Annotated in this window: 7 protein-coding genes; 6 read left to right on the top strand and 1 reads right to left on the bottom strand. The window is 38.9% G+C overall.

Annotated features, from left to right (window positions below):
• Positions 1-6 precede the first annotated feature (6 nt).
• Entirely contained in the window at positions 7-768 is a 762-nt protein-coding gene (locus DK861_RS15370) for a helix-turn-helix transcriptional regulator (protein ID WP_006537667.1), read from the bottom strand.
• Between the two features lie 101 nt (positions 769-869).
• Between DK861_RS15370 and DK861_RS15365 the strand changes: the two genes are divergently transcribed.
• The 6 genes from DK861_RS15365 to DK861_RS15340 all read left to right on the top strand — a co-directional run bounded on the left by DK861_RS15365 (position 870) and on the right by DK861_RS15340 (position 13,131).
• Positions 870-2,000, top strand: coding sequence for a multidrug effflux MFS transporter (locus DK861_RS15365; RefSeq protein ID WP_109400681.1), 1,131 nt, complete (start codon positions 870-872; stop codon positions 1,998-2,000).
• A 376-nt stretch (positions 2,001-2,376) separates the two neighbouring features.
• Complete coding sequence (locus DK861_RS15360; RefSeq protein ID WP_109400680.1) at positions 2,377-6,105, top strand: DUF4132 domain-containing protein; 3,729 nt, start codon at positions 2,377-2,379, stop codon at positions 6,103-6,105.
• A 25-nt stretch (positions 6,106-6,130) separates the two neighbouring features.
• Positions 6,131-7,240 carry an AAA family ATPase gene (locus DK861_RS15355; RefSeq protein WP_006537674.1) on the top strand — a complete coding sequence of 370 codons (1,110 nt, stop codon included), beginning with the start codon at positions 6,131-6,133 and terminating at the stop codon, positions 7,238-7,240.
• Positions 7,241-7,338: 98 nt separating this feature from the next.
• Positions 7,339-9,921 (top strand): DUF5682 family protein, encoded by a 2,583-nt coding sequence (locus tag DK861_RS15350; RefSeq protein ID WP_109400679.1) that lies wholly within the window; start codon positions 7,339-7,341, stop codon positions 9,919-9,921.
• Positions 9,908-11,062 (top strand): VWA domain-containing protein, encoded by a 1,155-nt coding sequence (locus tag DK861_RS15345; protein WP_109400678.1) that lies wholly within the window; start codon positions 9,908-9,910, stop codon positions 11,060-11,062. Before DK861_RS15350 ends, DK861_RS15345 begins: the two co-directional genes overlap by 14 nt.
• A complete protein-coding gene (locus tag DK861_RS15340) occupies positions 11,059-13,131 on the top strand; it encodes an SWIM zinc finger family protein (protein ID WP_109400677.1) in 2,073 nt (690 codons plus the stop codon). The genes DK861_RS15345 and DK861_RS15340 overlap by 4 nt, the downstream gene beginning before the upstream one ends.
• The last annotated feature ends 19 nt before the right edge of the window (positions 13,132-13,150 follow it).

Genomic DNA, 13,150 nt, shown 5'->3' with positions numbered 1-13,150 from the left:
AATCGATCAGCTTTTCAAATATTCTTGTGGTGTCTGACCTGTCATTTTCTTAAAAAAGGTAATAAAGGCACTGTCACTGGCAAATCCTAATATCTGACTAATATCTATATAACGATGATGAGTAGCTAATAATTCAATGGCTTTCATTAATCGCCACTGTTGACGCCATTGCTGGTAACTTAAGCCTGTTTCTTTATAAAATAAGCGTGTGATCGTTTTCTCACTCGCTCCCACATACTTTGCCATTTCTTGTAACGGTGGCGGCAAATCATCAAATGATAAACGTTTTAATCGCCTATCTTTCGGCATAAATAAATGATTAGGTTGTCGTTGAGCCTGCGTGATTTCATCAAAGAAAACCGCCAATAAATTGGCGTAGCGCCCTTCTTCCCATTGTGTATCAAAATCAGCTACAGAAATACGCTCAAGAATTTCTCGTAAAAGAGGAGAAAGCGTAAATATCTCACTCTCACTTGGAAATTTATCATGATATTTATCGGAAATATAAACAGAGCGATATCCCACAGAGGCATACATTTCGACTCGATGTTCCAATTTTGCGGGGATCCACGCAATTCTCATAGGGGGTAAAACAGAAACCCGAGAGGCTAAAGTAATTCGCATGCATCCTGACTGCGTAAATAATAATTGTCCTCTATCATGAGAATGAAATCCTGAATCGTGCTTTCCCATTTCTGCTGCAATACCCACAACTGATGCAAGATGCTCTTCTGGCACAAAGTGGTCGTATTGATTAAGCCAAGCCATCACTTGTCCTATTTGAAAAATAATATGTCTTTATGTTTATAACAAGACATTCATTATCTCTGTATTCTGCTCATCAAGATTTAAGGATGTAGGATAAAAAGATGAACAAAAAACTCTCTTTATGGTTAGCAATTGCGTTAATGATGTTTCCACAAATTGCAGAAACCATTTATAGCCCAGCACTTACTGATATTGCAAACGGCTTTCATGTCAATGCAAACGAGGCTGGACAAACACTTTCGCTCTATTTCTTTGCATTTGCATTGGGGGTCATTATATGGGGTCGGTTATGTGATGTCATTGGTCGTCGTCCGACAATGTTAGCTGGGTTGTTTATTTATGCTATTGCTTGTCTTGGTGTTTTCATGACACAAGATTTTTCAGTCTTACTTGGATTGCGCATGCTTTCCGCTTTTGGTGCTGCGGTAGGCTCAGTAGGTACACAAACCATTATGCGTGATGTCTATAGTGGCGATGAATTAGCAAAAGTATTCTCAGTTATGGGAGCCGCTATCGCATTAAGCCCGGCAATAGGTATGTTAAGTGGTTCATTATTAGTGAGTTATGCAGGCTACCAAGGCGTATTTAGTGGCCTAGCCCTTCTTGCCTTGATTTTACTGTTATGGAGTGCTTTTGCTTTACCTGAAAGTCGCCCTGAAACAATAAAAACAGCCCCATTAGGAGAAACGGCAATAAAAATGCTTAAGGATATGCAAATTGCTAAAACTGTATTATTAATTGCCTTTTTTAATATCAGCCTTTTTGCTTATTATCAGTTAGCACCTTTTATGTTTGATAAACAAGGTTATAGCGCAAGCACCTTTGGATATAGTGGCATTGTGTTAGCAATAGGTGTCGGTATTGGCTCTTATATTAATAAAGCATTATTAAATCATCATTGGTCATGTGGAAAATTAGTTTTACTTGCCAGCTTTATTGCATTAGTAAGTGCTGCGGGTGTTTATTTTTTACGTGACCACATTAGCTTTATTATCCCAATGATGACGAGTGTTATTGCTTATGGCATTGCTATTCCAAATATCTTAGCCACAGCATTAGCACAATATAAAGATCGTTTAGGCACTGCGGGGGCATTATTAGGCTTGTTCTACTATTTGTTAATTGGTGGCGGGCTCGCACTTGCAGGATGGGGACAAGATTTAGCCATCACCTTGCTGATTTGTAGCCTCGGCTCCTTGTTGTTGTCTTTCTCTCGCCAAACAACTAAATAATAATTTATCCCGTATTCCTAAAAGGTACGGGATTTTCTCTTACAATTGATCTTATTTTCCGCTGTTATTTTTTTAATCAATTTAGCTAAGTGTTAACGCTTATTTTGTTAAACAGACAATTCTTAAATTTTTCAAATACCACAAAAAATGCCTTTATTATCACTTCTTCATTTTCAGCACTTTTTCCTGATATAACGTTTTATATATTGCAGAATTGAATATTAATAAAGCTAGGTTAGCTTTTTTAGCGTTTACATCTATAAATTTAACAAATGATATACCTTGCTTTCGTTTCCAACAGTGATAATCAAATTGTTCGTTTCGCTATTTCATGGTAAAAAAAACTGTTTATCCATACATAGCTTAAGGAACTGGCGTGATAAAAAAAATCTTAGACATTTTCCCTATTTTTGGGAAAAAAGACGTCGATATTACTGAGAAATATCTCCAAGAATCTCTTGTACTACTTGCTATATTTGATGAAGGATTACCTAAACGTGCATTAGATTATGTACTTACAGGCAAAAACCCTGAAATTCTTTTTGAATTAAATAAACTGGATGCAGCAAAAGCAGCCGTTTATTTTCATCGTGCAGGAACATTAGAATGGTGGTATGCCAGTAATATTGATACAGGAAAATATAGTAAAGTTATCACCCAAGGCCTTAATGCCCGCCATAAGCTTTACTCTAAAGTTGGCGAAAGCTTTTCCTTAGAACAAGTCGCTCGTTATGCAAAAGTCATTGCAGCCGCATGTCAAGATATCAATATCAAAGTGACAACAACTGAAGTGCCAACTTGGGTTATTTACCTGTTAGTTGATGCATTTTACACCACTTATGATAATGCACGAAATCTTAATTTAGAGCATCGTAAACATTGGAGTATGGAATTTATCGCTAATATGGTCGAAGCAGAGGCCAATATTGCAGGCGAAAATGCATTATTCGCACTATTTGATAGAAAAGATATCTCTGAATATTATGCTTCTAATCTTAAGCGTATTTATGAACTTCATGATTTAAAAGATTATCTCCTTTCACATCAAGAATTTATTAGAACAGAATTAATTGAAAAACTATCAGCAAATGGTTTAGTTGAGCTCATTAACTATCTAAATAAAAATACGATATTACGCGATACTTTTGCAGATATTATTGTTTTACTTGCCACCAGTAACTTAAAAACCGTTAAGAAAACCGCAGAGCCAATTTTAAATACCTTACCGGCTGAAATTGTAAAAGAAAATTTAACCCATGTTTTAATGAATGGTACACCAAAACAACGTACACAAGCGGCTGATTTATTTGCTCGCCAAGGTGAAAACCGTGATGTACTTGAAGAAGCGTTAAAACATGAAACCTCAAAAGCAGTCATCAAAAGTATTGAAAGTGCCCTACAACGCTTTAGCATTGCTGATAATGCAAACACTGTTGATGCCATCGAAGCACCTGATTTTACGCCATTAGAAGATACACCATTACCCGATAGTGCCCGTGATATGATGGTCAATAACTTCAATGAAATGTTAGCTAAAGCGAAAGAAAATGCTGAACGCGAAATTGAAGAAAATAAAACATCGAAGCACTCTTATAATTGGGCACAACGTCATTATAAAGATTTATCTAAGATTGATGAAAAACAATGTCGTGCATTAGTTGATAAACTCAACAGTGGGCAAGGCACTATTCAGTCAAATGAAATCCAAATTATTAAACACAAAAATCGTATTCCTAATTTGCCAGAATACACATTCTTTCATGCTGTGCGTGTGATAACCAACAACCGCCAACATGCCGATCACTTCTCCTCTCACTACTTTAATGGTGATATTCCTGAGCGTTTATTTAGTGATATTGAATTACGACAAGTTGAAAATGTATTAGAAAGATGTGGCTTCAAACGTGCAGCCCGTGTCACAGCGGCACTATGCTTAGAATCCTATCAAGATGGTTTACGCCGTTTTCGTAAACCAGAACAAATTTGGCCTTTCTTCTCTCAACATACTGATTATATTGCAGAAGCCCTAAACTTAATGCCAAACCAAAGTGAACATCGTTATCGTCAATTTGAAACATCACAAGGTATAGAAGTATTAGGTCGTTTCCCAACCATTCCCGCACAATTTGTTCCGCGCATCATGGAATTGGCATTAGGCGAAAATAAAACACACCGCGTTTCTGCACAAAAATTATTAGAAACTCTGCCTAATATTCATTTAAGTGCACAAGAAGGATTAACCTCAAGTAAACAAGAGATCCGTGTTACAGCCATTGAATGGCTAGCTCGCTTAAATAATCCGGATTCCTTACCTGCGCTTAATGCCTTATTGAAAAAAGAGAAACGCGAAGTAGTGCGAGCTTCTTTACTCACTGCATTAGAGCAATTAGGTGAAGACATTTCGAGCTATTTATCACCAAAAACATTATTAGCAGAAGCTGAAAAAGGCCTTAAAGCCAAAGTACCAGCAAGCCTTGCTTGGTTTAATTTTGAGGCAATTCCTGCACTCACATGGGAAAATAAAAAAGCGGTTGATCCCGCGATTATTCGTTGGTGGATTATTCTGGCAGTAAAATTAAAAATGCCAGGAGGCAACGCGCTATTACAACGTTATATCGGCCTGCTTTCTACAGATAGCCAACATAAACTTTCTAGCTTTATTCTGCATACCTTCGTTGCTCAGGATATTAAAGGGCCATCACTGGAAGAAGCAATGATAGAAGCGCAACGTGAAGCGCCGGGACGTTTAAGCAATTATCAAAACTGGGCGAAGCGTTATCCTGAATATTACGCTAAATATGAAAACTACACTTTAGAGCAAGTAATTGAAGAGATTAAAAACGAGGTATTACGTCGTTATTTAGGCTCTGCAATCAGTGATAAAGGTATGTTAGCGCTTATCTGTGGGATTGAAGGTCATGTTGCGGTATCTGTACTACGCAACTATATGCGCGATCATTATCAGCGTCGTGCGCAAATTGAAGCGATGATTGATGCGGTTGCTTCAAGCAATGATCCTATTATCATCCAACTTCTTCTTTCGTTATCTCGTCGCTATCGCACTGCATCTGTTCAGGAAAAAGCCCGTCATTTAGTTACGCAAATCGCAGAGCGTAATGGCTGGAGTGCAGATGAATTAGCCGATAGAACTATTCCAACCGCAGGTTTTGATGATACCGGAACATTAGTGCTGGAATATGGTGAACGTATTTTCACTGCAAAAATGGATGCAAAACAAAAACTTGTTCTATTTAATCCAGAAGGAAAAGAAGTTAAAGCGTTACCTGCTGCGCGCAAAAATGATGATGCTGAGCTGATTAAAGAAGCGAAAAAACTTTTCACTTCAAGTAAAAAAGAACTTAAACAAGTTATTGAATTACAAAGTGTGCGCTTATATGAAGCCATGTGTGCTCAACGTCAATGGTTAAGTGCAGATTGGCAAGAATATATTTTAGCTCACCCAATTATGCATAAATTAATTGAACAATTAGTTTGGCAGGAAGTTAAAAATGGCGAAGTTATCAATACGTTCCGCCCTTCTGATGACGGCGCATTGCTTAACCTTGAAGATGACGAAGTCACTTTACAAAACGACTCATTTATTCAATTAGCCCACGCGGCATTAGTTAATGAAGATGAACGCAAAGCATGGATTGCTCATTTTAAAGATTACAAAGTGAAGTTCTTATTCTCACAAATGGAACATAAGATCCCAGAGTTAGATCTAACGCAAACAGAAGTTGAAGACCGAAAAGGCTGGATCACAGACACTTTCACTTTACGCGGTATTTTAACCAAAATGGGTTATCAGCGTGGCCCAGCAGAAGATGGAGGTTCGTTCTCCCACTATTACAAATTCTTCTCTAGTTTAAACTACTACGTCAACATCGGTTTCAGTGGTAGCTATGTGCCAGAGGAAAACATTCCTGCTGTCTTATTTGATTTGAGCTTTGAGAAAAATCAGCAAGATTACTGGGATCGCAATAATGTTGAGCTAAAAGAAGTTCCGCCAATTTTATTAGCTGAAAGCTATGCTGATTATCTAAAAATCGCTGAAGCTTGTGCAGGATTTGATCCTGAATGGGAAAAGAAAACACCTTGGTAATAATTAGGGATAACTAGGAAAGAATATGGCTAAAAAAGCACCCGCAGATCAACAAGTAATCAGGGAAAGTGCTGAGGTTCGATTTGCTCAAGAGTTAGAGTGTTTAACAAAAGCAGATGTTAATAATCCTAAACCACAAGGATGGCTTCGCTCTCCTCGAGCTGTACGCCAATTTATTTTAGGTGATGATGCATTAGGCATCACACCTAAGTTTTTCGGCGACGATGCCTTGGTTGATCGCGCGATTGTCACATTATTAGGCAAGCAAGGTTTAATGCTAGTGGGTGAACCAGGTACAGCAAAATCAATGCTCTCAGAGCTTTTTGCTGCCGCCATCAGCGGTGATTCAGGATTAACTATTCAAGGCACTGCGGGCACTACAGAAGATCACATCAAGTACTCATGGAACTATGCGTTGTTATTAGCAGAAGGCCCAACAGAGCGCGCTTTAGTGGGATCACCGCTTTATCAAGGTATGTTACAAGGTAAAATTGTTCGCTTTGAAGAGATAACCCGTTGTCCTCCTGAAATTCAGGACGTACTGGTTTCTTTGATGTCAGAAAAACAGTTAATGATCCCCGAAATGGGTGATGGTGCGCGTATTAGTGCAAAACCTGGGTTTAACCTTATCGGTACCGCAAACTTACGCGATCGTGGTGTTCATGAAATGTCAGCCGCATTAAAGCGCCGTTTTAACTTTGAAACCGTAAAACCTATTCGTGATCCGGCATTTGAAATTAGCTTGATCCAATCACAGCTTGAAAATGAATTAGGCTCTTTAGCTAATGAAGTGACGGTGCCTGCTGATGTAGTGGAATTACTGGTAACCACATTCCAAGAATTACGTTCAGGTAATACACAAGATGGCGGCAATATCAAAACGCCTGATGCAGTTATGTCAACCGCAGAAGCCGTAAACATTGCTTATGCTTGCGCCTTAGAAGCGCATTATTTAGGTGATGGAGTGATGAATGCCGGTGCAATTGCACGCCAATTAATCGGTGTTGTATTAAAAGACAATGCTGATGATATCAAGCGTATTCGTTATTACATGGACAACGTAGCCAGAGAAAGAGCCAGAAACAGTAAAGAGTGGAAAGCGTTCTTTGATGCATCAAAAGAGTTTTGGCAATAACACGCTGAGATTAATTGCTACACAATAAATACATTATTTATCAATTAAAGGCAGAGTTAACTCACTCTGCCTTTTCACCCAGAAAAGGGATCGACACGGTGATGCTACCTTCAATACCTTTGCCAGAAAGAATTGACCAAGCACGACTGAAATGGACGTCGTTACAGCAACAACATCTCTATTTTGCCCCTGTACGCCATCACAGCCCCGCTTGTGCTTATGCGGTTTTATCACTAATTGATTCGGTAAAGCCTGACTATATATTAATTGAAGGCCCTGATACCTTTAATTCTCTTATTCCAAGCCTGACTGATAAAGATACCCTACCTCCCGTAGCTATTATGGGGCAAGCAGAATATTTGCATAATGATGGTAACCAAGAAGGGCGTGAGAAATCACTGCACTCTGCTTATTTTCCATTTTGTGAATATTCTCCTGAATGGCAAGCATTGCGAGGTGGTTTACGCATCAATGCAAAAACACGCTTTATCGATTTGCCATGGGCAGCTCAGGTTAATAACGAAGAGTATAGTGATTCACAAAGTCGTAGCTTACAAAAAGAACGTTATTTAGCCCATAGCCAGTTTATTGCACAATTAGCCAAAAAATGTCATTGCCGTGATCATGATGATGTTTGGGAGCATCTTTTTGAGCTACGCAACATTGAAGCTTTAGCTGATTGGCAAGCCCTCTTTAATGATACCTTTATTTGGTGTGCACTTGCGCGCCTTGATTATGAGCCAGAAGTACTTGAATCAGAAGGTTCTTCGCAACGTGAAGCTCATATGCTCACTCATATTCAAACCATCAAACAACAAGATCCTAATGCCAAGATTTTAATTGTGACAGGAGGATTTCATACCCTTGCATTAATTGAAGGTCTAGCCAATTCACAATCTCACTCTTTCGCCATTTCTAGCACAGAGCAAAAGCAATTCACTAAAATGCAAAGAATGGCCGAAAAAGAACAAGCTTGGCTTATTCGCTACAGTTTTGACCGATTAGATGCACTTAATGGCTATGCTTCTGGTATGCCATCTCCGGCTTTTTATCAACAAGTTTGGCAAAGTTTAATGCAACAACATCATGATAAATTAGAAAATAATGATCTTGCTAAACAACCTACCCAAATTTATCGCAATAAAATGGGGATCGCATTTTTAAGCTCAGTGGCTCAATCTATTAGAGAAAAACAATTTGATAATCCACCTAGCTATTTAGCCGTAAAACTGGCTGCCGAGCAAAGTTTACGCCTTGCTTTACTGAGAGATCACGCTGGTATGGGCCGTTATGATTTGCTTGATGGTTTACAAAGTGCCTTTATTAAGGGCAGTTTAGATGATAGCCAAAGCGAGTTATGGACAGAAATTAAAACCTGTTTTTCAGGCTATCTCTTAGGCAAAATTCCATTAGGTACGGCAACGCCTCCTTTAGTCAATGAAACCTATGAGCGTGCTAGAGCGTTTCGCTTCAAACTGGATGATACATTAGCAAAAACCACTAAGTGTGATGTTTACCGCAACCCGCAACATCGCTTAAGAAGTCGTTTTTTACATTTACTGGCTTTCTTAGAAATTCACTTTGCACATCGAATCAATGGCCCTGACTTTCTTTCTGGTCATCAATTGGATTTATTATTTGAAGAGTGGCAGTACGCTTGGACACCTAATGTGGAAGGCGAGCTGATTTCATTATCAGAGAAAGGCTCACAACTTGAAGCTATCGCCTTAACTAAGTTGTTATCGATGGAAAAACAGCTTGAGGAGCAAGGGCAAAGCCGTTCAAGTCAAAGTGCCGTCACGTTATTAACACAAGCGGCATTAATTGGCCTCCACCAGCGCATTCCATCACTCTTTAAACTGTTAGATAGCTATATTCAGCAAGATTTTCGCCTTGAGTCATTAACTCAATGTGGACATAAATTGATCCATTTATGGCGAGGTCGCCAATATCTTGATATTACTGATGAGCTAGCACTGGAAAATCGACTACATCAAGTTATTCCACAAGCTTTCTTTTGCTTAGAACAACTCGCTCAAGGTGATGAACAACAACAAGAAAGCAATTTACAAGCTTTGCTCTCTTTACGTGAACTGATTGAATTTATGCCATCACTCAATAATCCACATGATTACAAAAGTGATTTCTATCAGCAACTCAATCGCCTTGATGGTCAACTAGATGCAGTTCCTTTATTAAAAGGTGCTGTTGATGCATTGCGCTATTTAGGCTCATATATTGATGAAACCACGCTGACAAACGCATTAAATGCCACGTTTAGTACAGGAAGTTCTCCTGAACAAGCTATTGGTTATTTTGTCGGGATGATGCGAACAGCACCAGAGCTTGTGATCCGCTTACCTTTATTGGTTGATCACTTAAATACCTTGTTACAACAATGGGATGAAGAACGTTTTATTCAAATCTTGCCTGATCTGCGTTTTGCATTTAGCCAACTTAATCCCAAGCAAAATGCAGAGCTTGCACAATATATTGCCAACGATATTGGTTTAGATACACAAGCGTTATCATTATGGCAGTCAGAATTCAGTGCTAAACAAATGATTGAAGCCACTAAACTCAATCAAAAACTGCAACAGCGTATAACGGAGCAAGGCATGATTTCTTGGTTTGATACTAAGAAAACAGAGAAAGGAGATAATGCCCATGAGTCAGCATAATGGCGATATGCCTGAAGATAAAATACAACAAGCAAAACGCTGGCGCCTGATTTTAGGTCAATATGCAGATGATGCTCTTGGGCAAGCGACGTTTAATGCTGATGATTTAAAAGTTGAACGCACACTCGACTTTCTCTATCGCCGAGAATATCAGCGCCGAGGGCTTCGCCAAGAACGAGGACGTCATGGCTCACTCGATGCATCGCAACTTACTGCGGTAAACTGGTTAAATCAAGCACGTAAGCTATTCCCTAATAGCACCTTTGAACGTATGCAATCACAAGCTATTGAACGTTATCAAATCAGTAGCTTTCTTAAAGATCCTAATACGTTAAAAGCAATGGAGCCCACAAAAGCGTTAGCCAAAACACTATTAAGCTTACGTGGACGAATGAGCGAAGAAACACGAGATGCGGTTAAAACTATTATTCGCAAAGTGGTTGAAGATATTTTACGTCAAATTCGTAATAATTTTCGCCAATCATTAACAGGTCGTCGTAACCGTTTTAGACGCTCTTTAGTCCCCAATAGTCGTAACTTTGATTGGCGCGCAACTATTGCCGCAAATTTAAAACATTACGATACCCAAAATCGTCGCTTAGTGATTGAAACACCTTATTTTAACTCACGGATGCAACAGCATTTTCCGTGGGATGTGATTCTTTGTGTTGACCAAAGTGCGTCAATGTCTAGTTCCATTATGTATGCGGCTGTTTGTGCCAGTATTTTAGCTTCATTGCCTGCCGTTAATGTCTCTTTAGTGGTTTTTGATACTCAAGTTGTCGATTTATCTCATCTAGCAGACGATCCTGTTGAGGTTTTAATGACCGTACAATTAGGAGGCGGTACTGATATTGCTGGTGCAATGCAATACTGTGAAAGTTTAGTCAAAAACCCTAAACGTACCGTTATTTCACTAATCAGTGACTTTGAAGAAGGTGGCTCATTAAACCGCTTATTAGATTGCACACAACGTCTTAATAGCCAACAAGTTAAATTATTAGGGCTTGCGGCACTTGATGATGAAGCTCAACCTGTTTATGACTCTGCGATTGCACAAAAACTCGCGGACAGAGGTATGCAAGTTGCCGCCTTAACACCAGAACATTTCGCGCAATGGCTAGCAGAGGTAATGCAATGAGTTGGCAAACCGTTTACTTTCATTACGATGAAGATGCGCTCACTGTATTTGCTAATGCAGGATTATTAAGACGCGCAAGAAAAGATGTTGATAACGAAAAAGTATCTCTCACTAATGCCAATACAGGGCAATTCAGTAGTGATGGACAAAATGTTGTTTTACACGAAGCGGGTATTCAACAAGCCAGTTGCGATTGTTCTGCATCTGGTTGCTGTAAACATATTTTAGCCGCCATTTTATGGCTCCAAGCTAATAATAGTGCTGATAATTCAAATAACGATAATAGTGGTGAAATATCATTAGAAGTCATTACTGAGCCTGTTGAAATCGCCCCTCTGTTACCCACATTATTTGCTCTTGATCCAGAAGCATTAATCAAAAAAACGGGTAAACCAGCCTGTCGAGCAGCAATTAAATTAATTGAGCAATGGGAAAATATAACATTCAATCTAGAAGACACAGGAACTCAGTTAAAAATTCAACTTCCTGATGTGAATGAACCTGTTATTTTCTTACAAGCGAGTGGTTACGATGGCATATTATCGCCATTTTCTGACTCACAGAAAAAAGCCTTTCATCTCGCTATCGTGGCTAAATTATTTGAACAACATGCTCAACCATGGACATGGCCTGAAGATTTAATAACGGTGCAATCTTCTAAACGTCCTCTGAATGATGAAGAAATAGCTCTAATTAATACCATTGAACAATTTATTTATGATTTATTACGTCAAGGGCTATCACATATTAGCTTAAGCAGTGCCACACAGTTGCATTTATTAAATATGTCCGCTCGAGCGGAAGGTTTACCTCGTTTAGCGTCTTATTTAAGAACATTAAGCACTCAAGTCAAACTGTTGGCAGAAAGACACTTCACCATGGATGAAAGCAATGTCTTGCGTTTATTAGCCCATATTTCTGCCTATTTATTCCAATTATCTAATGCGACACCAGAACAGTTAAAAGTGTTACGTGGGCAACTTCGTCGTCAATATGATGATAAAAAAAATAGCCTTTCTCTTATTCCAGTTGGGGCAAATTGGTGGACAGCACAAAGTGGCGCATTAGGAGCAACGTTTACCTTTTGGGATAGCGAAGAAAAACAGCTATTACAAGCGACACAAGCGCGCCCTAATCAGCTCGATACCTTGTTTAATCGTTATGGTGTTTGGAACAGTTTGTCATTATGGAAACAAACTGCGGATAAATTAATGCGTCGTCCTTTTTTATTACAAGATCCTCGTATTTCTGATGAAGGAAAACTCGCCACTATTGGTGATAGCTTTGCTCAAAATCAAGCAGATTTTCTTGATATGACGGACTATAACAATTTACAAACTGAGCTAGGCATCAATAATTGGCAAGATTTACCTGATTACTTTGCCCATCAAACAGAAGGGTTTCTTTCCCCTCTTGTTTTGCATATCAAAAACTATAAACCTTTAATTTGGTATGAGGTTGAGCAATGCGTAATTTGGGAAGTATCAGATAATCATGAAAATTCAGCATTCTTGCGCCTCTATTGGGAAGGAACAACACAAAATAATCTAGAAGAGTTGCGCTTTCTTACCAAAAAAGAGTTAGAAATTGTCGCCATCACAGTGCAACCCGTTCGACGTGAACTCAATATAGACTTGTTACCAACGACTATTTGGATAAAAACAGAAAAAGGCATTGAACTGTTTTATCTCGATTTTGACCAATTTCCACGTAAGAAAAAACAATCAGGCTTTATTAGCCGTATTCAAGAATATATGGCTAAACGTAAGCAACAAACAGCAATGCATCACAGTGAACCGACCTTAGCACAAAAGTTCTGTCGCCCTATTTTGTCTGTATTAGAAGCCCAAGCATGTACCGGACGGGAATTACTCTCAGAAATGCAAAAAGAGCAATTAGAAATAAGCAAACACACCGCAGACGATTTAGGGATGACATTAATAGCTGATCAATTAGCTTATTATTTGGCATTAACTTCCCGTGACTCACGGGCGTTATTACAGTTAATTTGGCTATGCGATAATCTGCAACAATTGCAGATCCCGTTACCTATTCAACTTAACGAGTAATTGATATTAGCGAAAAAAG

The sequence above is a fragment of the Proteus sp. TJ1640 genome, from assembly GCF_003144445.1.
GTDB classification, from domain to species: domain Bacteria; phylum Pseudomonadota; class Gammaproteobacteria; order Enterobacterales; family Enterobacteriaceae; genus Proteus; species Proteus penneri.
This window is presented reverse-complemented; position numbering and strand designations above follow the sequence as displayed.

Coding starts and splice junctions, on each gene's coding strand:
- DK861_RS15370 (WP_006537667.1), bottom strand. CDS start 768: ATGGCTTGGCTTAATCAATACGACCACTTTGTGCCAGAAGAGCATCTT.
- DK861_RS15365 (WP_109400681.1), top strand. CDS start 870: ATGAACAAAAAACTCTCTTTATGGTTAGCAATTGCGTTAATGATGTTT.
- DK861_RS15355 (WP_006537674.1), top strand. CDS start 6,131: ATGGCTAAAAAAGCACCCGCAGATCAACAAGTAATCAGGGAAAGTGCT.
- DK861_RS15345 (WP_109400678.1), top strand. CDS start 9,908: ATGAGTCAGCATAATGGCGATATGCCTGAAGATAAAATACAACAAGCA.
- DK861_RS15340 (WP_109400677.1), top strand. CDS start 11,059: ATGAGTTGGCAAACCGTTTACTTTCATTACGATGAAGATGCGCTCACT.